19 protein-coding genes and 2 pseudogenes are annotated in these 20,929 nt (G+C 64.0%); 6 read left to right on the top strand and 15 right to left on the bottom strand.

All coding sequences use genetic code 11. The annotated features are described in order from the left end of the window. Positions 1–229: 229 nt before the first annotated feature. The 4 genes and pseudogenes from IHE30_RS14845 to bamE all read right to left on the bottom strand — a co-directional run bounded on the left by IHE30_RS14845 (position 230) and on the right by bamE (position 2,355). On the bottom strand, positions 230–412 hold the full coding sequence (locus tag IHE30_RS14845; protein WP_337691766.1) for an ExbD/TolR family protein: 183 nt from the start codon (positions 410–412) through the stop codon (positions 230–232). 28 nt (positions 413–440) lie between these two features. After that, a pseudogene (locus IHE30_RS15260) lies at positions 441–536 on the bottom strand (MotA/TolQ/ExbB proton channel family protein); the annotation flags it as partial. 62 nt (positions 537–598) lie between these two features. Next, the gene (gene dapB, locus IHE30_RS14850) at positions 599–1,396 is read right to left on the bottom strand and encodes a 4-hydroxy-tetrahydrodipicolinate reductase (protein WP_337691762.1); all 798 of its coding nucleotides are present in this window, start codon (positions 1,394–1,396) and stop codon (positions 599–601) included. Then, positions 1,396–2,355: an outer membrane protein assembly factor BamE gene (gene bamE, locus IHE30_RS14855; RefSeq protein ID WP_337691738.1), complete on the bottom strand. Its 960-nt coding sequence runs from the start codon at positions 2,353–2,355 to the stop codon at positions 1,396–1,398. Before bamE ends, dapB begins: the two co-directional genes overlap by 1 nt. Positions 2,356–2,469: 114 nt before the next feature. On the opposite strand from bamE, the gene fur reads away from it, so the two are divergent. After that, a complete protein-coding gene (fur, locus tag IHE30_RS14860; RefSeq protein ID WP_337691740.1) occupies positions 2,470–2,898 on the top strand; it encodes a ferric iron uptake transcriptional regulator in 429 nt (142 codons plus the stop codon). 530 nt (positions 2,899–3,428) lie between these two features. Here fur and gap read toward each other — a convergent pair. Further along, positions 3,429–4,439, bottom strand: a complete 1,011-nt coding sequence (gene gap / locus IHE30_RS14865) for a type I glyceraldehyde-3-phosphate dehydrogenase (protein ID WP_337691741.1) — start codon at positions 4,437–4,439, stop codon at positions 3,429–3,431. A 79-nt stretch (positions 4,440–4,518) separates the two neighbouring features. Next, positions 4,519–6,552: a transketolase gene (gene tkt, locus IHE30_RS14870; protein WP_337691743.1), complete on the bottom strand. Its 2,034-nt coding sequence runs from the start codon at positions 6,550–6,552 to the stop codon at positions 4,519–4,521. A gap of 280 nt (positions 6,553–6,832) precedes the next feature. Between tkt and IHE30_RS14875 the strand changes: the two genes are divergently transcribed. Together IHE30_RS14875 and IHE30_RS14880 are read left to right on the top strand one after the other, a co-directional pair. Further along, entirely contained in the window at positions 6,833–7,792 is a 960-nt protein-coding gene (locus IHE30_RS14875; RefSeq protein WP_443193692.1) for a fused MFS/spermidine synthase, read from the top strand. 56 nt (positions 7,793–7,848) lie between these two features. Next, positions 7,849–8,604 carry a 16S rRNA (uracil(1498)-N(3))-methyltransferase gene (locus IHE30_RS14880; RefSeq protein WP_337691745.1) on the top strand — a complete coding sequence of 252 codons (756 nt, stop codon included), beginning with the start codon at positions 7,849–7,851 and terminating at the stop codon, positions 8,602–8,604. Between the two features lie 48 nt (positions 8,605–8,652). Here IHE30_RS14880 and IHE30_RS14885 read toward each other — a convergent pair whose 3' ends face one another. The 3 genes and pseudogenes from IHE30_RS14885 to IHE30_RS14895 all read right to left on the bottom strand — a co-directional run bounded on the left by IHE30_RS14885 (position 8,653) and on the right by IHE30_RS14895 (position 12,460). Further along, positions 8,653–9,201 carry a barstar family protein gene (locus IHE30_RS14885; RefSeq protein ID WP_337691747.1) on the bottom strand — a complete coding sequence of 183 codons (549 nt, stop codon included), beginning with the start codon at positions 9,199–9,201 and terminating at the stop codon, positions 8,653–8,655. 8 nt (positions 9,202–9,209) lie between these two features. Then, positions 9,210–9,656 (bottom strand): annotated as a pseudogene (locus tag IHE30_RS15265) (ribonuclease domain-containing protein). A 491-nt stretch (positions 9,657–10,147) separates the two neighbouring features. Further along, entirely contained in the window at positions 10,148–12,460 is a 2,313-nt protein-coding gene (locus tag IHE30_RS14895) for an NADP-dependent malic enzyme (RefSeq protein WP_337691748.1), read from the bottom strand. A gap of 164 nt (positions 12,461–12,624) precedes the next feature. Between IHE30_RS14895 and thiL the strand changes: the two genes are divergently transcribed. The 3 genes from thiL to IHE30_RS14910 all read left to right on the top strand — a co-directional run bounded on the left by thiL (position 12,625) and on the right by IHE30_RS14910 (position 14,790). Further along, the gene (thiL, locus tag IHE30_RS14900) at positions 12,625–13,650 is read left to right on the top strand and encodes a thiamine-phosphate kinase (protein WP_337691750.1); all 1,026 of its coding nucleotides are present in this window, start codon (positions 12,625–12,627) and stop codon (positions 13,648–13,650) included. Beyond that, positions 13,640–14,212 carry a phosphatidylglycerophosphatase A family protein gene (locus tag IHE30_RS14905; protein WP_337691752.1) on the top strand — a complete coding sequence of 191 codons (573 nt, stop codon included), beginning with the start codon at positions 13,640–13,642 and terminating at the stop codon, positions 14,210–14,212. Before thiL ends, IHE30_RS14905 begins: the two co-directional genes overlap by 11 nt. A gap of 77 nt (positions 14,213–14,289) precedes the next feature. Beyond that, complete coding sequence (locus IHE30_RS14910; protein WP_337691753.1) at positions 14,290–14,790, top strand: CinA family protein; 501 nt, start codon at positions 14,290–14,292, stop codon at positions 14,788–14,790. Positions 14,791–14,826: 36 nt separating this feature from the next. Here the strand turns inward: IHE30_RS14910 and pyrF are convergent, their stop codons facing one another. The 6 genes from pyrF to IHE30_RS14940 all read right to left on the bottom strand — a co-directional run. Continuing rightward, complete coding sequence (pyrF, locus tag IHE30_RS14915) at positions 14,827–15,639, bottom strand: orotidine-5'-phosphate decarboxylase (protein WP_337691754.1); 813 nt, start codon at positions 15,637–15,639, stop codon at positions 14,827–14,829. A gap of 96 nt (positions 15,640–15,735) precedes the next feature. Beyond that, the gene (aroE, locus tag IHE30_RS14920) at positions 15,736–16,614 is read right to left on the bottom strand and encodes a shikimate dehydrogenase (protein WP_337691756.1); all 879 of its coding nucleotides are present in this window, start codon (positions 16,612–16,614) and stop codon (positions 15,736–15,738) included. Next, positions 16,611–18,719 (bottom strand): ribonuclease catalytic domain-containing protein, encoded by a 2,109-nt coding sequence (locus tag IHE30_RS14925; protein WP_337691758.1) that lies wholly within the window; start codon positions 18,717–18,719, stop codon positions 16,611–16,613. Before IHE30_RS14925 ends, aroE begins: the two co-directional genes overlap by 4 nt. Positions 18,720–18,794: 75 nt before the next feature. Beyond that, on the bottom strand, positions 18,795–19,409 hold the full coding sequence (locus IHE30_RS14930) for a YqiA/YcfP family alpha/beta fold hydrolase (RefSeq protein WP_337691760.1): 615 nt from the start codon (positions 19,407–19,409) through the stop codon (positions 18,795–18,797). Beyond that, positions 19,406–20,788 (bottom strand): UDP-N-acetylmuramate:L-alanyl-gamma-D-glutamyl-meso-diaminopimelate ligase, encoded by a 1,383-nt coding sequence (gene mpl / locus IHE30_RS14935; RefSeq protein WP_337691764.1) that lies wholly within the window; start codon positions 20,786–20,788, stop codon positions 19,406–19,408. The genes IHE30_RS14930 and mpl overlap by 4 nt, the downstream gene beginning before the upstream one ends. Beyond that, positions 20,685–20,929: hypothetical protein (locus IHE30_RS14940; RefSeq protein WP_337691768.1), on the bottom strand; the 245-nt coding region annotated here is incomplete at its 5' end. The genes IHE30_RS14940 and mpl, both read right to left, overlap by 104 nt.

Below are 20,929 nucleotides of genomic sequence, written 5' to 3' on the forward strand. Positions count from 1 at the left end.
TTACCCGACGGGTACGGCAGCATCGACACGCAATAAAATTTCTTTTTGTCGGCGCGCTCGGCACTACGATAGACATCGCTGTCCCGCCATGCTTGCTGCGCGGCGGATTCGACATCGGCGGGAACGTATTTATCTTGCATGATGGTCGTCGGGGACAATCGGCTTACGGCATGCCGCACAGGGGGCGCACGTGCAGTACCGTGCCTCGGGAAAGCCAGGGAAACGCCGATTATAGCGTCTGCGCGGCGCTCATCACGCCAGCAATCGACTCGTAGCGTATCGCATGGTCGGCTCGCCGTTCCCGTTGCGCTGGCACCAGCTTACGGGCAGCCTGCGCAAACCGCGTGGACAACTGCACGGTGTCAACTGGCTGCCTGTCGCAAAACAAGCGGCCGTCGGCATCGATCGACACATTGATGGTGCGCGCCGCCAGCGCCGGTTGCGATGGCCGCCGGAATCGCGACCACCAGGCCGAACGCGATCATGATCAGCGGCGCCTCGCCGACCGGACCGGCGACATTGCTCAGTGGCGCGCGCTACCCATTGCACGGAACGCGCCGGCGCTGCGGTCGAGGCGCCGCGCGCGTGCGCACGACGGCTAGCGCAGGCCCAGCACGTCCCACATATCGTACAGCCCCGCCGGTCGGCCCGCCAGGAAACGGGCGGCCCGTACCGCGCCCTGCGCATATGCGAGCCGGTTGGCCGATTGATGTGTAATCTCGATCCGCTCGCCGGTGCCAGCGAACATCACCGTGTGGTCGCCAACGATATCGCCGCCGCGGATGGCCGAGAACCCGATCGTTGACGGGTCGCGCTCGCCGGTCACGCCATGGCGCCCATACACGGCACAGGATGCCAGATCACGACCCAACGCCGTCGCAATCACTTCACCCATTTGCAATGCCGTGCCGGACGGCGCATCCACCTTATGCCGGTGATGGGCCTCAATGATCTCGATATCGTAGCCGGTAGCGAAATGCGCGGCGGCCATTTGCAGCAGCTTCAACGTCACGTTCACGCCCACGCTCATGTTCGGTGCGAACACGATCCCGAGCGTCTGCGCCGCAGCGACCAACTCGGCCTTTTGCGACTCGGCAAAACCCGTCGTGCCGATCACCATGCGGGTGCCGTGCCGGCGCGCCGCCTTCAGGTGTTCGAGCGTGCCCTCCGGCCGCGTGAAATCGATCAGCACGTCTGCATGCGCGAGCACGCGCTCTACGTCGTCGGTGATCACGATGCCGGTCTGCCGCCCGACAAACGCGCCAGCATCCTGCCCTAGCGCAGCAGCGCCCGCGCGGTCCAACGCGCCCGACAATGTGACTTCTGGCGTATTGAGCACCGTTTCGACCAGCATTTGCCCCATGCGGCCCGATGCCCCTGCGATGGCAATCTTCATCATTGCGCCCCTTGTGCGCCGCTGGGCTCCAGCACCGGCTGGTTCTGCAGGTCCGCGGCATTGGCCGGCGCCAGGCCAGTTGATGGGTCCGGCGACGGTGCAACGCCGGTCGGCGGCAACGTGATGTGCTGCGGCGCGACGCCAGGCGGCAGTGATGGCTGTGCAGCACGCTGATACTGCCATTGCGGCTGTACCGGCGTACCCGTGTTCGGCGGCTGCGCATTCGATACCGGCGTGTTTGCACGCACCGATGGCGTCGCACCCTTGGACGGCGGTGCGACCTGAGCAGCCGCGCGGTTCGCCGCGGCCGCCGCGTCCTCATTGGCAGCGTGCGACGACGGCAACGCGCTGACATCGCTGACGCCGCTCGCCGCGGCCGCACCAACCGTGCCGGGCACCGGCACCTGCTCAGCCGGGGCGCTCGCCGCCGCTGTGGCCGACGCGTCAGCCGCAGTGGTCTTTGCTGCCTTGGTCGCAGCGGTCTCGGCTTGCGCTTTCCTCAAACCTTTGCGGTCGCCATCGATTTCGGCGATCAACTCGTACTCGGACGGCAGGTCGTTGGCCCCTATCCAGCTTGCCACGCGATCGCCGACGAAATTCACGACCAGGTCGCGCTGCTGCACAACAGAAGTCGAGCCGCGCTTGAAATAGAACACATAGTCCCAGCGATCGGTATGGAACAGGTCGGTGAGCAGCGGTGTGCCCAGGACGCTACGCACTTCGTCGCGAGACATGCCGACGCGTAGCTTCGATGCAGCCTCGGCTGATACGAAGTTGCCCTGCACAACCGTGATCCGGTATGGGGTGATCGAACGCGCGATGCGTTGCGTCAGGCTGTCGTATGTCTTGCATGCACCGAGCGAAGCCACGGCGGCCAGCACGACAACGCGGGCCGTTACCGCAAAGGCCGTGGCGCGCATGCGCGACCCGGAGAAGAACGTTGAACTCATTTCACCCATAAAACGCGTCTGACGCTTTGATCGATTTGGGCCCGGGACACGCTTGCGCCGACCGGAATACCCCAAAACCCATTACTATTAGAACCTTGCATTGTACTCTAGGGATGCCTAGCGATGACCAATCCCGCTGACCTCAAGAATATGGGGCTTAAGGCAACCTTGCCGCGCCTGAAGATTCTGGAGATTTTCCAACACAGTCCCGTTCGCCACTTGACCGCGGAAGACGTCTACCGCAACTTGCTTAATGAGCAGCTAGATATTGGCCTGGCAACGGTTTATCGCGTGCTGACACAGTTTGAGCAGGCGGGTCTGCTCACACGCAGCAACTTCGAGTCTGGCAAAGCGGTGTTCGAACTCAATGAGGGTACGCACCACGACCATCTGGTCTGCCTGGACTGCGGCCGGGTTGAAGAATTTTACGATCACGAGATCGAGCACCGCCAGCAGTTGATCGCAAAAGAACGAGGCTTCAAGCTACAGGAGCACGCGCTTGCGATGTACGGCTCCTGCACGAAGGAAAACTGTCCACACCGCAAGCCGTAAACGCGCGCTGCGATTGGGATAGAAGGCAGGCCTTGTGGCCCCACCCGCGGCCACCGGAGCGGCCCCCCGGACAGAAGGCTTTCCCGGATCGGCGATGACCCGATGGAGCGGGCCGAAGATCGGGGCGACATGGGTCTCTCGTATGGCAGGATTGGACGGAAAGTCCGCCGCAATCTTGCACGAGCCGGCGTTCGCCGCTTTCCACCAAGCGAGCAGCGCGTGGGCCTGAGCGAGCCAGCCGATATGACAAGCGATTGCGACGAGAATATGCCGCGAACGGTGGAGTCTCGGTCGGCATGGCCTAGACGCGGAAAGGAGCATGCAAGACTTCTTTGCAGCAGCTTCGGGTCAAAGCTGGAGCCTACCTCCGAGGGGATTCCCGCTCCATGAAAAAGGGAACCGACCTTGCGAATCGGTTCCCTTCTTTGCTTCGAGCCGCCTCAAAGTTCGAGCGAAAAAATCAACTCAATTTCAGAGGGGCTGGCCCGACCAAGCGGCTTTTTTGCCGCATACGAGATGCTGCGTGCGCGTTACTTTGCGTTGGCCAGCGCCACCGTCGTATCGAGCATCCGGTTTGAGAAGCCCCACTCGTTGTCGTACCAACTCGACACCTTCACGAGACGGCCCGACACTTTCGTGAGCGTCGCATCGAATGTCGAGGACGCCGGGTTATGATTGAAGTCAACCGATACCAGCGGCGCGTCACTGTAGGCGAGGATGCCCTTGAGCGCGCCTTCCGACGCTTCCTTCAAGATCTTATTCACTTCGTCCACATTCGTGTCGCGCGACGCGATGAACGACAGGTCAACGATCGACACGTTGATCGTCGGCACGCGCACCGCGTAGCCATCCAACTTACCGTTCAGCTCCGGCAGCACTAGGCCAACGGCTGCTGCCGCGCCGGTCTTGGTCGGGATCATGCTGTGCGTGGCCGAGCGAGCGCGGCGCAGATCCTCATGGTACACGTCGGTCAGCACCTGGTCGTTCGTGTACGCATGAATCGTCGTCATCAGGCCGTTCTCGACACCGATTGTGTCGTGCAGCGGCTTGACCAGCGGCGCAAGACAGTTCGTCGTGCACGAAGCGTTCGAGATGACCGTATCCGAGGCCTTCAGCACCTGGTGGTTCACGCCATAGACGATCGTCGCATCCACATCCTTGCCGCCCGGCGCCGAGATCACGACCTTCTTCGCGCCCCCCTTCAAGTGCGCACTCGCCTTCTCCTTCGACGTGAAGAAACCGGTGCACTCAAGTACGACATCCACACCGAGATCGCCCCATGGCAGCTCGGCTGGGTTGCGGTTCGCGAGCACGCGGATCTTATCGCCGTTGACGATCATGTAGTCGCCGTCAACCGAGACGGTGCCCGGGAACTTGCCATGCGCGGTGTCATACTGGGTCAGATGCGCGTTGGTCTGGGCATTGCCGAGGTCGTTGATCGCCACGATCTCGATGTCGTGCTTCTTACCACCCTCATAATGGGCTCGCAGCGTATTGCGGCCAATACGGCCATAACCGTTGATTGCGACGCGAATCGTCATGTCTATCTCCTAATGGGTAAATGGCAACGCTTCGACCGAAGGTGTGCGACGCGCGGTCTGCACATCACACCTCCCCGGCTTAACCCAATACCGACTTCACCGTATCGACGACGTGGTCGATCGTGAAGCCAAAATGCTTGAACAACACGCCGGCGGGCGCCGATTCGCCGAACGTGTCGATCCCGACCACGCCGCCGTCGATCCCCACATACTTGTGCCAGAACGCCGTGACGCCGGCCTCGATCGCCACCCGCGCCACACCGCGTGGCAGAACGCGCTCGCGCCACTCAGCGTCCTGCCGGTCAAACACCGTGGTTGAGGGCATCGATACGACACGGGCGCCGATGCCCGCGCGCGCAAGCGGCTCGACAGCGTTCAGCGCAAGCTCGACCTCGGAGCCCGTCGCGATCAGGATCACCTTGCGGGCTGGGATGTCGTCATTCCAGTCACGCAGCACGTACCCGCCTCGGGCGATCGCCGCAATCTGCGCGTCGGTCCGCGTACAGAACGCCAGGTTTTGCCGGCTGAAGATCAACGACGATGGCCCATGGCGCTCGACCGCCTGCGTCCAGGCCACCGCGGTCTCGACCGTGTCGGCTGGGCGCCACACGTCCATGTTCGGAATCAGACGCAAGCTCGACACGTGCTCGATCGACTGGTGTGTCGGGCCGTCCTCACCCAGCCCAATCGAGTCGTGCGTGAACACGAAGATCGAGCGGGTCTTCATCAGTGCGGCCATCCGCAATGCGTTGCGACTGTAATCCGAGAAGGTCAGGAACGTGCCGCCGAACGGCAAGTAGCCGCCGTGCAGCGCGAGGCCGTTGAGCGCCGCGCTCATGCCGAATTCGCGCACCCCGTAGTTGACGTGATTGCCCCATTGCAGCACCTGCGCGCCGCTTTCACGGCCCGCGCGTACCGGCTTGCTGGCCTTCCAGTTGGTCAAGTTCGAGCCGGTGAGGTCGGCTGAGCCGCCCAGCAGTTCCGGCAACGCCGCAGCCAGTGCCTCGATCGCCTGCTGCGACGCCTTACGGGTCGCGACCGTCTCAGCACGCTCGTTGGCAGCGGCGATGAGCCGCTGCGCGGCATCGGCCCAATGCGCCGGCAGCCGGCCGGCAACGCGGCGCTCGAACTCGGCCGCCTGCTGCGGATATTTTGCGCGATACGCGGCCAATGCCTCATTCCACTCGCGCTCAGCCCGGGCGCCCGTCCCCTTCGCATCCCACAACGCATAGACATCCTGCGGAATCACGAAAGGCTCGGCGCCCCAGCCGATCGCCGCGCGCGTCGCGCCAATCTCCGCCGCGCCCAGCGGCGCGCCGTGCACGTCGTGGCCGCCGGCCTTGTTCGGCGCCCCTTTGCCGATGACGGTACGGCAGCAGATCAGCGTCGGCTTGTCCGACTGCTTCGCGACGCGGATGGCCGCATCGACCGCGTCTACGTCGTGGCCATCGACCGCGCGGATCACGTTCCAGCCATAGGCCTCGAAACGCTTCGGCGTATCGTCGGCGAACCAGTGCCCGACATCCCCGTCAATCGAAATGCCATTGTCGTCATACAGCACGATCAGCTTCGACAACCCCAGCGTGCCCGCCAGCGAGCAGGCTTCGTGCGATACACCTTCCATCAGGCAGCCGTCGCCAACGAACACGTACGTGTAGTGGTCAACGATCTTCGCGTCAGGCTGGTTAAATTCGGCCGCCAGCAGCGCTTCGGCCAGCGCCATGCCCACCGCGTTGGCCAATCCCTGACCCAGTGGCCCGGTGGTCGTCTCGACACCTGGTGTGATCCCGACCTCTGGATGGCCAGGGGTTCTCGAATGCAATTGGCGAAAACGCTTCAACTCGTCCATTGGCAAGTCATAGCCGCTTAGGTGCAACAGCGCGTACAGCAGCATCGACCCATGGCCATTGGACAGCACGAAGCGATCCCGGTCTGCCCAATGGGGATTGGCCGGATTGTGCCGCAGATGACGTTGCCACAGCGCCACGGCGATTTCCGCCATGCCCATCGGCATCCCCGGATGACCGGAATTGGCTTGCTGAACGGCGTCCATGGCCAACGCACGGATTGCGTTGGCCATCACGGTGGTCTGGGTGTCGGGCGGGGTCGTCATGTCGGGTCCGGACTCAGGAAAAGCAGGGCCACGCGAGTCGCGACTCGCGGCCGCGCGGCGCGATGAAAATCGCATGCGGGCACACCCGCGCGCGAAGCGTTGCAAAGCATAATATTCTAGCAGACAGGCCTGCCGCTGCTTGGCGATGTCGCGCCACGCCACGGGCGCGCGCGGGGATCGCAAACGACCGGCCACACTGCCACAGCGGCGCCATGTCGCCCTTAAGGAGCCCTGCCGATTGAAACCGCAAACGCCATCATCCAGCACACCGCCGCCCGCCGTGGGGTCCGCCGACGCTACGCAGGACACCGATTGCCCGGACGCGCACGGCAGCACACTGACGTTACGCCCGTGTGCGCATTATGCGTACACGTTCACCGGCGCTCGACGGCTGCAAACGATCGAGTCGGCGTATCAGCATATCGAGGTCTGGGATACGCCGCTGCTCGGCAAACTGTTCGTGCTCGACCAACGCCCGATGACATCCGAGCGCGACGAGCACCTTTATCACGAAAGCATGGTGCATCCCGGCGCGCTGGCGCGCAAGCAGCCTCCGCGGCGCGTGCTGGTTCTCGGCGGCGGCGACGGCGGTGCGGCGCGGCAGTGGCTCAAGTACGAGGCACTGGAGCACATCGTCATCGCGGAGCTTGATCCCGCGGTCGTGGCAATGGCGCGACGCCACCTACAGCGCGTGCACCGTGGCGCACTCGACGATCCGCGCGTGCAGATCGTCACGGGTGACGCGTTGCATTTCGTGCAGCACACGCAGACACGCTTCGACGCGGTCGTGTTCGACTTAACGCCACCCGATTCGCCAGCCTCGACGCTGTACACGCACAGTTTTTACGCCTTGCTGCGCACGCGCATGGTGGACGACGCGGTGCTGTCGATCCACCTCGGCTCGCCGCTGTTTCAGCCCGGCCAAGTCACGGCACTGCTCGGCACGCTGCGCGCCGCGTTTGGCCATGTCGCGCTGATGCAGACGTATGTGCCGCTATACGGCTCGCCGTGGCAGATGGCCGTGGTCAGCGACACGTTTGATGTCGGACAACTGCCCGCGCAACAGGCGGCCGAACGCGCGGCGCAATGGGGATTGTCTGGGCTCGAACACTATGACCCGTCCCGCCACGATACTTTTTTCATCGAGCGGATACCGGATCGCAGCACGGCGCCGAAGTCATGCCACGCCGCGACGCGACGCGCCGCCGGCGACGGCTCGCTTGCGCCACCGCGGTTATGACACAATCCGGCCGGTGCGCACATGCGCGTCACCCGTCACACCCCGCCCTCTCGACAATGACCACGCTATCGCCACCTCGCTTTTTTGTCCCCATGCCGCTGCACAGCGGCCACAGCATGCCGCTGCCGGATGATGTCGTGCGCCATATGCACGTGCTGCGGCTGCAGGCCGGTGACAAAGCGATCCTGTTTAACGGGGAAGGTGGCCAATTCGACGCCGAATTACTTCAGTTGGACAAACGTTCAGCGACGGTGCAAGTCGGCCGCTTCGACGCGCGGGAGGTCGAGCCGCCTTATCGCGTCGTGCTAGCGCAAGGCATCGCCGGGAGCGACAAAACGGACTGGCTGCTGGAGAAGGCCGTCGAACTAGGCGTGGCCGGCGTGATACCGCTGATGACCGCACGCAGCGTCGTGCGACTGACCGGCGAGCGCGCCGCTCGGCGTCACGCGCACTGGCAGGCGCTGGTGCGGGCCGCATGCGAGCAATGCGGGCGTAATCGGCTACCCGACATTGCGCCACCCACCGACGTCATGAGATGGCTCGAGTCGTCCGCGGCCCCGCCCTATGACAATGCCCTGCGTCTGTTGCTGTCACCGCGCGCCGAGCGTCCGTTCGCGGCACTGCCCGACACCGTGCCTGCCGCACCCGTCATCGTGATGATCGGGCCAGAAGGTGGGTTGTCGGCCGCCGAGGAGGCCGCCGCGATAGCCCACGGCTTCACGCCGCTCGGCCTGGGCCCACGCGTGCTGCGCACCGAGACGGCCGGCATCGCGGTGCTGGCTGCGTTAGCGGCGCGCTGGGGCGGATGGTGAAAGACCGGCACGAGCCGCCCACGTCACGCGCAGGCGAGCCGGACCGGATCAAGCAAACGAATAGAACACGCGGAAGTTCACCTTCCACTCTGCCCAAAATTCGGCCGCCTCGCGGAACACATCGAGCAATGTCTCCCGCGCCTCCTTGTCGAACTTCTGCGTCGCGGGCAAGCCCTCGAGCACGATCACAAATCCAGGTTGTGCTCCCGCCTTGTGCACGACGTCGGTCAGGCAGTCGTATAGCGCATCGTAGTTCTTGCCAAAGTGCTTTGGGAAAAAAAACGACGTCGTGATCGTCTCAAGCACTTCCGCCTTCGTCTGTGCGGCCGCGCAATTTGCATACAGGAAATGGTGGCCCAGCCGGGCTGCCTCGTCGGCCAGCTCCGGCACGCGGAACGCACGGATCGATTGCACGATGTTCGAGCGCACCGTCTTGAAAAGGCTCATATTTCCCTCATTGGACAGCAGCGCGCCAGCACGGCGCTGCTCACGTTCGGCGTCCTGCTGGCGCAGCACGCGCTGAAACAACCTGCTGTCGTTCAGCGCGAAGATATCGCGCGCGACCCCGGTGCCGTGCGAATAAGTGTTGTCGCTCATAACCGTAGTCATCCCACAATTCGTTTGAAACTCGCGTCATGGTCGCCGGTGTAATAGCATTCACCGATATAACGCGGCACTCTTCCGCAGACGATTCTTTGTACTGCGCGATGGCGCGCGCGGCGTTTTCACCGTGTACTCGTGAGAATAGTCACGGGGCCGCACTGGCAGGTGTCGCTCGACATTACCGAACACCTCGCCATCCTTCGGATAGGGGAACGGGCCGCCGGCCTGGATCGATTTGAACGTGAACTGCGCTTCACCGGGTAGCCCGGCAATCAACACCGCGCCGAGCGTGGCGCCAATGGGCGCGTCCGACGGCGGCGAGTTCGCGCCCACGCGGTGGAAACCCAGCCAGGCACGCTGGTGGCGGACACGGTCACCGCAAGCGCGGCGTAACGGAGCCACTTGCCGATCCTGTATCTCGTTCGCGAAGAGGACGCGTATACGACCATTAAAAACGTAAGGTTATCCCGAATGGCCTTAATAATCAATGGTGTTAGGCCATTGCAAGGTTAATTTTCATGATTGTTCATGACTGACACACGGGTTTGGAGTCTATCATCGCCAAAGTGTCCACGAAGCAATCCAGATTTGGATGATCGCTGCAGTCATCAACCATGCGCTTGCGTGCGAAATCTCTCCTCATAACATTCAGAGACGGCAGCGCAAACGTTTGCGCAATCGCATAACACCTCGCTCCGGTCCCAATGTCGCAGCCGGCAGGTCGAGTTGGAACGGTGGAGAATCCTGATGCTGTGCGCAAATGTCGCACAGCATTGTCGAACACTCTGGCGGTTACCTTCCAGCCGCCGCTTGCGTGCCTCATTTGTAAGACACGCTTTTTTTGTGCATCCGGCTTCGATGCGCGCGCCTCATGCGGCACACACCTCATGCGGCACACGCCGTGCCGCGGTGGCAGCGTCGTTACCGGCCACCCCAAGGTTCATCGCCCGCCCGATTCCTTGGCGCCCGCGGCCACATCGGCCACCAACAGCGCAGTCATGTTCACGATGCGTCGCACGGTCGCGGACGCGGTGAGCACGTGCACGGGCTTTGCCGCGCCCAGCAGGATCGGCCCGATCGCGATGTTGTTGCCCGCCGCGGTCTTGAGCAGGTTGTATGAAATATTGGCCGCATCGATGTTGGGTAGGATCAACAGGTTCGCGTCGCCCTCGAGCGTCGCCTCCGGCAGCACGAACTTGCGCAGGTTCGCGTCGAGCGCGACATCGCCATGCATTTCACCGTCGATCTGCAGTTGCGGAGCACGCTGCTGCAGCAACGCGAGCGTGTCGCGCATCTTTTTGGCGCTCGGCGCGTTGCTCGAACCGAAATTGGAGTGAGATAGCAGTGCGATCTTCGGTTCGATGCCGAAACGACGCACCTCGTCCGCGGCCATCAACGTGATTTCGGCCAACTCCTCCGGTGTCGGGTCGACATTTACGTGCGTGTCGACTAGGAAGATCTGGCGGTCCGGCAACACCAGGCAGTTCATCGCCGCATAGACCGAGCAGCCGTCGCGCTTGCCGATGACTTGATCGATAAAGTGCAAGTGCCGGTGCGTGGTCGAAATCGTGCCGCAGATCATCCCGTCGGCTTCACCCTTGAGCACCAACATCGAGCCGATCAGCGTGGTGCGTCGCCGCATCTCGACTTTCGCCAATTGCTGCGTGATCCCCTTGCGCGCCATCATCTTAAAGTACGTCTGCCAGAAATCACGGTAGCGCTCGTCGTGGTCGGTATTGACGATCGTGAAATCCTGTCCCGGCACAAGGCGCAGCCCGTAGCGCGCGATGCGCTGCTCGATCACCGCCGGTCGTCCGATCAGGATCGGCTTGGCCAGCCGTTCATCGACCACAATCTGTACCGCGCGCAGGATGCGCTCCTCCTCACCCTCGGCGAACACGATGCGCTTCTTGTCCGCATCGATGCTGCGCGCGATCTGGAAGATCGGCTTCATCGTCGTGCCGCTGTGATACACGAACTGCTGCAAATGCTGCCTGTAGGCATCCATATCCTCAATCGGCCGCGTCGCGACGCCGCAATCCATGGCGGCCTGCGCGACCGCCGGCGCGATTTTCACGATCAGCCGCGGATCGAACGGCTTCGGAATCAGGTACTCGGGGCCAAACGTCAGATCCTGGATCCCGTACGCCGTCGCCACGATGTCGCTTTGCTCTTGGCGCGCCAGTTCGGCGATCGCGTTGACCGCGGCGATTTCCATCTCCTTGGTGATCGTCGTCGCGCCGGCATCGAGCGCGCCGCGAAAAATGAACGGAAAACACAGGACGTTATTGACCTGGTTCGGATAATCGGTGCGGCCAGTCGCCAGGATCGCGTCGGGACGCACCTGGAGCGCGACCTCCGGCAGGATTTCGGGCGTCGGGTTGGCCAGCGCCAGGATCAGCGGCCGGGCCGCCATCTGCTTGACCATGTCCGGTTTGAGCACGCCGCCGGCGGACAAACCGAGAAACACGTCCGCGCCGTCGATCACATCGGACAGCGTGCGCGCGTCGGTGACCTGTGCGAACAGCGCCTTGTCCGGATCCATCAGCTCCGTGCGGCCGTGGTAGACGACGCCGACCAGGTCCGTGACAAATACGTTCTCGCGCTTCAGTCCCATGTCGAGCAGCAGGTTCAGGCACGCAAGCGCCGCGGCGCCCGCGCCGGAGGCCACCACCTTCACCTCGCCGAGCGACTTGCCGACAACCTTCAGCCCGTTGGTCACCGCCGCGGCCACCACGATCGCGGTGCCATGCTGGTCGTCGTGGAATACCGGAATCTTCATCCGCTTGCGGCACTCGCGCTCGACCGTGAAGCAATCCGGCGCCTTGATGTCCTCCAGGTTAATCCCCCCGAAGGTTGGCTCCAGTGCGGCGATCACCTCAATCAGCTTTTGCGGATCCTTTTCGTTCAGTTCGATGTCGAACACGTCGATGCCGGCAAACTTCTTGAATAGTACAGCCTTGCCTTCCATGACCGGCTTGGCCGCAAGCGGGCCGATATCGCCCAGGCCTAGCACGGCCGTGCCGTTTGACACCACGCCGACCAAATTGCTGCGTGCGGTGAAGCGCGCCGCGTTGAGCGGATTAGCCACGATCTCCTCGCACGCCGCCGCCACGCCCGGCGAATAGGCCAGCGCGAGATCGCGCTGATTGATCATCTGCTTGGTGGGCGCGATGGCAATCTTCCCCGGGGTTGGGAATTCGTGATAATCGAGCGCGGCTTCGCGCAGCTTGCTGTTGGTAGGTGTGGACATAAAAGCCTAGCAGTGCGGATTAGAATGCGTAGTCGAGGTGCATTGTAGCGTCATTGGCGGATTCTGGACCGGTGCTGTCCGGCCGCCGTCGCGGTGATGGCACCGTGCAGTAGCAGCGCGCACGGCGCGGCGCGCCCCCTGTCACGCAAGCTTCGTCACGCATCATGCCGACATTTTTATCTGAATTCAACCTTATTGATCGTTATTTTTCCCGGCGCGGGCAACCACGCCGCGACGCCGTGTTAGGCATGGGCGACGATTGCGCGTTGCTTGCCGGGCGGCCCGGGCACGAATTGGCGGTGTCCACCGACATGCTGGTCGAAGGGCGTCACTTCTTCGCCAACGTCCCGCCGGCGACGCTAGGTCACAAGGCCTTGGCGGTGAACCTGTCGGACTTAGCCGCAATGGGTGCCGAACCGCGCGCGTTCACGCTGGCGCTGGCGCTGCCGGATGCTGGCGCGGCGCGCCAGGACTGGCTCGAGGCATTTGCGCACGGACTGTTCGCGCTAGCCGATCGCCACGGCTGCGAGTTGGTCGGCGGCGACACCACCGCGGGACCGCTGAACATCTGCATCACCGTGTTCGGCGACGTACCCCATGGTCAGGCACTGCGCCGCGACGCCGCCCAGCCCGGCGATGACATCTGGGTATCCGGCGTGCTGGGTGACGCACGCCTGGCGCTAGGCGCGCTGCGCGGCGAATGGCCGCTCGCCGCGCACGAGTTGCCTACGTTACGTCATGCCCTGCACAAGCCCGAGCCCCGTATCGCGCTCGGCATCGCGCTACGGGGCGTCGCGCACGCCGCGCTCGACCTGTCCGACGGGTTGGCCGGGGACTTAGCGCACATTCTCAAGCGTTCCCACGTGGCCGCACGCGTGGATGTCGACGCGCTGCCGCGCTCGGCCGCCCTGCGCGCGCAACCCCTGTCGATCCAGCACCGCTGCGCGATCGAGGGTGGCGACGACTACGAACTGTGCTTCACCGCGCCGCCCAGCCGCCGCGACACGCTGCTCGCGCTCGCCACGCACAGCGGCGTGCCGCTCACGCGGATAGGTACAATAGACGCCCTTGCCGATCCACCCGCGGGTGACACCACCACCGTCAACGCGCACGCGGTGCATTGGTACGATGCATCCGGCGCGCCGATCGACACAACTTGGCGCAGTTTTGACCATTTCCATGCAGAATGACTCCTCCCACTCCAATGCGCACCGGCCCCCTGTCGCACCGGTGACCCCGGCCGGCGCGCCGCCCAATCCCGACGCCGCACCGCGCTCACGCGCCACCGTGCGCTTCATGCTGTCCCATCCGCTGCACATATTGTCGTTTGGCTTGGGTAGCGGCCTATCGCCGGTGATGCCCGGCACGGTTGGGACCCTGTTCGGTTGGCTGTCGTTCATCGCATTGAACCCGTACCTGAGCGTCGTGCAATGGTGGATGCTGATCGTGGTCGGTTTTGTTGCCGGATGCGGCTTCACCGGCTTCACGGCACGACGCATGGGCGTGGCGGATCCGGGCGCGGTGGTTTGGGACGAGATCATCGCGATCTGGCTGGTGCTGCTGTTCGTCACGCCGGCGAACTTTGCCGGCCAGCTCGGCGCGTTCCTGACCTTCCGCTTTTTTGACATGGTCAAGCCGCCGCCGATCCGCTATTTTGACAGGCGGTTGTCAGGCGGCTTCGGCATCATGTTCGACGACATCGTCGCGGCATTTTTCACCTTGCTCGTCATCGCGCTGGTACGCTCGTTTTGACGCGTCGCGTCGCGACAATCCGCACGCGATGATGACAGGTGGTTTCTCTCTTGCTAGCCAACAACAAGTTTAATTCGATGGCAACTGACACGGTAATCCACCAACTTGCGATTCGCGTTGGCCACCGCTTGCGCGACGAGCGCCTGATGCTCGTCACCGCGGAATCCTGCACGGGCGGCATGGTCGCGACGGCGATCACCGACATCCCGGGCAGCAGCGGCTGGTTCGAGCGGGGCTTCGTGACCTATTCGAACCTGGCCAAGACCGAGATGATTGGTGTGCCGGCCGATATGATCGAGCGCCACGGCGCGGTCAGCGAGCCTGTGGCGCGTGCGATGGCCGAAGGCGCACTGCGCAACAGCCGCGCGCAACTCGCGCTGTCAATCACCGGCTTGGCCGGCCCAGACGGCGGCAGCGAGGCCAAGCCGGTAGGCACCGTCGTGTTTGCGTGGACAAACCGATTGCATACGGTCAGCGAGATCCAGCTACTGCGCGGGGATCGCGGCCAGATTCGCAAGCACGCAGCTGAGCATGCATTGCGCGGGCTACTCAAGCTACTGGACGAAAAGGAGCACTGAGCGAGCTGTTGCCGGCGAGCGCGTCCCGTCGGTCAGTTAGCGATAGGCATTGATCGCGTCGCGCGTCGCGCGCGCAGCATCGGCTGCGGCCGCTGCGAAGTCCTCACCGCTGCCCGCATACAGAATCGCGCGTGACGAGTTGATCATCATGCCGGTGCCGTCGGCCGTGCGGCCGGCATTGACTGTCGCCTCGATGTCGCCGCCTTGCGCGCCGATTCCCGGGATCAGCAGCGGCATCGTACCGACGAGCTGGCGCACCGCATCAATTTCCTTCGGGAACGTCGCGCCCACCACCAGCCCGAGTTGTCCGCTGGTATTCCATTGCTCGGCGGCAAGCGCCGCCACGTGCTGATACAGAGGCCGCCCCCCGATGTCGAGGAATTGCAAGTCCGAGCCGCCCTGATTCGACGTGCGGCACAGTACGATTACGCCCTTGTCCCGATACGCAAGATACGGCTCGATCGAGTCGAACCCCAGATAGGGATTGACCGTCACCGCGTCTGCGCGATATCGCTCGAATGCTTCTCGCGCGTACTGCTGCGCGGTGCTGCCGATATCGCCGCGCTTGGCGTCCAGCACCACCGGCAGCCCCGGGTGCCGCGCGTGGATGTGCGCGATCAACGCCTCGAGTTGCGCTTCCGCGCGGTGTGCGGCGAAATAGGCGATCTGCGGCTTGAATGCGCTCGCATAGGGCGCGGTGGCATCGACAATGTCGCGGCAGAATGTGAAGATAGCATCGGCGCGCCCCGCCAGATGCGGCGGAAAGCGCGATGGCTCGGGGTCGAGCCCGACGCACAGCAATGATTGCGTGCGCTGCCAGGTGCGCTCCAGGGTAGCAATGAAGGACATGGTCGGATCTGCAAGAAGCACCGCGAACGACGCGGCGGGCAAACCCGTATTCTACTTGCTTATACGGACGGCACGGCTACGCGCTGCGCGCGTGCCCTACAGCGACGCGCGCAGCGCCGCGAGCACCGGAGCCGAGTCGGGACGCACGCCACGCCAGACAAAGAACGATTCCGCGGCCTGCCGCACGAGCATCCCGAGGCCATCGACCGTGCGCGCGTTCAGGCGTGCGGCGTGCTGCATGAACACCGTGGGCCCGGCTGCATACATCATGTCGTACGCGAGCGTACCTGGGCCGACGCATGCCGCTGCGAATACCGGTACGGTCCCATCCAGGCTGCCGGCGGTCGCATTGATTACGATATCGTAGACGCCGTGCTCCACGCCCGGCGCGCCGCCTTCCAATGCACAGCCGGCCGCCCGGGCGAACGCTGCAAAGCGCTCGGTCAGCTCGGCTGCACGCGCCGCAGTCCGGTTGACGATCGTCAGCGCGCGGGGCCGGCGCTCCAGCAATGGCAGGATCACGCCGCGCGCCGCGCCGCCCGCGCCAAGCAGCAGCACGCGCGCGCCGCTGAGCGCGACACGCGGCTGCGCCTCAACGTCGCTAACGAGTCCAACGCCATCGGTGTTATCGCCGAAAATCTCGATGCGGCCGCCGTCTACGCGGTCAAAGCGCAACGTATTGACCGCCCCCGCCGCCTCCGCCCGCGCGGAACGCCGTGTCGCCAGCGCATAAGCCTGCAGCTTGAACGGCACCGTGACGTTTAGCCCGTACCCACCGGCCGCCATGAAGGCATCCACAGCCTGCGCGAAGCCGTTCACCGGCGCAAGAATCCGGTCGTATTCGACCGGCTCGCCCGTCTGCTGGGCAAAGCTCGCATGGATGGCCGGCGACTTGCTATGCGCGACTGGGTTGCCGATCACCGCATAGCGGTCCGGACCCTGACCGCCCAGCGCAGGCGCAGACGGCACGCTCATTGCGCCACCTCACCATCATTGCGCGTGTGCGCCACATCGCCGCGAACGGCGGCGCCCGCATCCGGCTGTGCATCGCCGGATTTCGCGGGGGCATCGGACGCGTCGCCCAGCACCTGAACGTCCTCACCCGCCGCGGCTTCCATGTCCGTTCCGCTGTTCGTGTCTAGCGCCCTATCCGCGTCCTCGTTCGTCTCGTCGCCGCCCGTCACGCGCGTCACGTCCAGCACTTCGATGAGCCGACACGACGCCTCCACGCGCAACTCGTCGATCGCCATCACCTCGAGCAGCACGCGCGTGCCGCGCGCCTGCACGCCCAACCCTGGCACGTGCAACAGCAGCGGGACTTCTTCGAGTCGCACAACGTCGTCCTTGACGATCGTGGCCACCACCCGGTCGCGCTTTTCTTGCTTGAGCCAGCGCAAACACCAGAAATATTCCATACGCCGCTGGTGGTCGGCATACGCGGCATAGGTCTCGTCAAAATTCTGCACGATGGCGTACAGGTCCGCGTCCTTCGGCTTAAACGGCGCGGCCAGCTTCGCGGTGACGCCATGCTGGACACACGCCAGCAACTGCCACTGATTCACCAAGTCGACATACCGGCGCAGCGGCGAGGTGCTCCACGCATACTGCGCCACGCCAAGCCCTTCGTGCGGCGCCGGCGTGGTCTGCATCCGCGTGCGATTCGGGCCGAACGCGCGCTGCGCGCGATAGATGCCCGGCACGCCATGCTCATGCAGGAACGCGCCCCAGCGGCTATTGGCCAGGATCGCCAGTTCCGCCACGATCAGGTCCAACGGTGAACCGCGACGGCGCGGCGTGATGCTGACATGCTCGCCGTCGACGTAGAAGTTGTAGTCAATGTTGCGCTGCACCTCGCGTCTGAGCCCGTAGCCGATACGCGCCTGCTGACGTCGCTCGTACAGCGCCTTGGCGAAGGGCCACAGCACCGCGATCTCGTCCTTGTGCGGGTAGTCTCCGGTGCCAGCCTCGAGCGTCTGCTCGGTGATGATCTCGTCCAACACGTTGTGCCGCAGGTTGCTGACCACCTGCACGCGCTCAGCCACCGTCTCGGTCATCACGATGTCCTGTGTAGCGGTGTCGATGATTAGGTATAGCGACAACGCCGGCCGCAATCCGCCCTCCTTCAGCGTGAACGTGCCAACGAAATCGTCCGGCAACATCGTGATCTTGTCGCCCGGCATGTAAACGGTCGACAAGCGCGCACGCGCGATCGCGTCCACGGCGTCGCCGCGCTCAATGCCCAGTGCCGGCGCCGCGATGTGAATCCCGATCCTCGCGCGCCCGTCCGGCAGGCGCTGGACCGAGAAGGCATCGTCGATCTCGGTGGTGGTCACGTCATCGACGGAAAACGCTTGCACGCCGATCGCCTCACCCAGGTCCTCCGGCAACGGACCCGCGTTCAACGTGGGAAAGCCGGTACCGTGTGGAAAATACTCGGACAGGAACCGCGCTTCGTGCAGCGCGCGTGCCGACGGGATGCCGCCGACGTCCAGCATCAGTTGCGCGGCCGACTTACCCAATGCAAGCGCGGCCGCTTCCAGCGCCTTGTATTCAATCGAATTTTTGTCCGCACGCGTGAGCAAGCCAAGCACCTTGCCGTCGAACGCGGCAGGCAACCTGCCGGCCTTAAGCTCGTCCTCGTACTGCTGCTGCACGATCGCCTGTTGGCGCCGCCGCTCCAGCGCCGCGAGTGCCATTTTCAACTGCTCTTCGGGCGCGCGCTGGTACTGTCCCCGTCCTTTACGTCGGAAGTAGACTGGCGAGCCGTGCATGCAAAGTACCAGCGCGCTCTTTTGTACGGGATCCGGTGTGCCACCGAAATAGTCATTGGCCAGATCGGTGAAGCGAAATTCGTCTGGCGGAGAGATTTCCCACAGGAAATCCAGGTCGATTTCCTTCGCCGCCGCATCGGCCTGCTGAATCAGATCGGCGGCGCTCGGGCTGTCGAACTCGATCAGCACGTCCTTGCTGCGAACCTTGGCACGACGCCCTCCCGGCAACTCGACCTGAAACGCGTCACCTTGCCGATTCAATACGGTGCCAGCCTTAAAACTACCGGATTCCTCAAAAAAAACGTTCACTCGGTACTCTCGAAACGTGAAGGCCGCGCGCGGCGGCCGGAGACGGCGCCGCGTGCGCCGCCCGGGGGTCCAGTCTTACGCCGCGACGGGTCCGCGGTCGGGGTCAATGCCGCAAAACGCGAGCACGTCGTCCAAGTACGTCGCAAAATCGCTGATCGCATGGTCACCGCCATCGATCAGCGTGGTGCGCACACCGGCGTAGTGGGCAAGCATCTCCCGGTAGTCGAGGACTTCGTCGCCGGTCGCGGCAATCAAATGATACCGCTCGGGCCGCGTGATCGCGGCGACCTGCAGCGCACGCAACTCGTCGAGGTGATGGGGCTCGACAACGATCGAGCCGCCACCGTGCCACAATCGCTGCTCACCGAGATACGCGGATAAGTCGCGCTGCGGCATCACCGCTGGGTTGAGCAGCATCGCCGGCCAGCCGTGTTTTTCGGCCAGATAGGTGGCAAAAAACCCGCCCAGCGAGCTGCCGATCAGCGTGACCGGCGCGTCGCGATCCACTGCACGCGCCTGTTGAGTCTGTTGGATAAGACGCTCAGCCAGCGCGATCGTGTCACGCGGCGACACCGGCAATTGCGGGCACAGCCAGTCGCCGGCTCGACCGAGCCGCGCCAGCCGCTCGGCCAGCAGGCGTGCCTTGAACGAGCGAGGCGAAGAGCGGAATCCGTGCAGATAGAGAATCATGCCGTGCCCCGGTTCGCCAGCGCGTCAAGCAGCTTCTGGTGCACGCCGCCGAAGCTGCCGTTGCTCATGACGAGCACATGATCGCCGGCACGCGCAGCCGCGGCGACGGCCCGCACCAGTGCATCGAGGTCCTCGAAAGCGTGCGCCTTGTCACCCAGCGGCGCAAGCGCCGCCCCAAGGTCCCAACCGAGCGCGTCCTTGCCCGAAGACGCGCCGTAGCCGAACACCAGATCGGCGCCCGCCAGACTTGCTGGAAGCTGCGCCTTCATCGTGCCCAGTTTCATGGTGTTCGAGCGCGGCTCGAGCACCGCGAGGATTCGAGCGTGCGACGCGTCGCCGATGCGGGTGCGCAAGCCGGCGATGGTCGCGCCGATCGCGCTCGGATGGTGTGCGAAGTCATCGTAGACGGTCACGCCCTCGATGCTGCCACGCACCTCCATGCGGCGCTTCACATTGCGAAAACCGCCAAGCGACGTCGCCGCCTGCGCAGCCGGCACGCCGACGCTATGCGCAGCCGCGATGGCAGCCAGCGCGTTCATCCGGCTGTGCTCACCTTGCAGCGACCAGTTGACCACGCCCACCCGTTGCGCACGCCAATACACCGCGAAACGCTCGTCTGCCGGACTCGCCTCATCGGCCGGCAGCACTTGCCATCCGCCCTCGACGCCGAAGCGCTCGACCTCGCTCCAGCAGCCGCGGGCCAGCACGCGCTGCAATGCGTCATCGGTGCCGTTCACGACGATTCGCCCCGTCCTTGGAATAGTGCGCACCAGATGATGAAACTGCGTCTCGATTGCCGCCAGGTTGTCGAAGATATCGGCATGGTCGAATTCGAGGTTGTTCAATATGGCCGTGCGGGGTCGGTAGTGGACAAACTTAGACCGCTTGTCAAAGAACGCAGTGTCGTACTCGTCTGCCTCGATCACGAAAAAGCTCGAATCGGTCAGCCGGGCGGAGAGGCCGAAGTTCAACGGCACGCCGCCGATCAAGAAGCCGGGGTTCATCCCCGCGTCCTCGAGCAACCATGCGAGCATCGACGCCGTACTGGTCTTGCCGTGTGTGCCGGCGACGGCTAGCACCCATTTGCCGGCCAGCACGTGCTCCCCCAACCACTGCGGGCCTGACACGTAGGGCAAGCCGCGCTCCAGAATCGCCTCCATTAGCGGGTTGCCGCGCATCACGACATTGCCGACAACGAACAGGTCCGGCTGCAACGCCAGTTGTTCTTCACCATAGCCCTGGATTAACTCGATGCCTGGCTTTGCAACTGGGTGCTCATCGGCGGGTACACGCCGGTGTCGCAGCCCGTGACCTTGTGACCCGCACCGCGCGCAGTACGGCCAGGCCGCCCATGAACGTGCCGCAAATCCCGAGAATATGAATGTGCATAGCGTTGGAGTCCGTCCACTGAGCGGGCGCGGCCCGCGCCGCATCGTCGAACTGCGTCCGGAACTGGCGTGGAGTAAAGTGCGACATTGTAACCGAGGGGCTGCACGCGGCCCGGGTCCGCGCGGCGGCAA

The sequence above is a fragment of the Mycetohabitans sp. B46 genome, assembly GCF_037389205.1.
Taxonomy (GTDB): Bacteria; Pseudomonadota; Gammaproteobacteria; order Burkholderiales; family Burkholderiaceae; genus Mycetohabitans.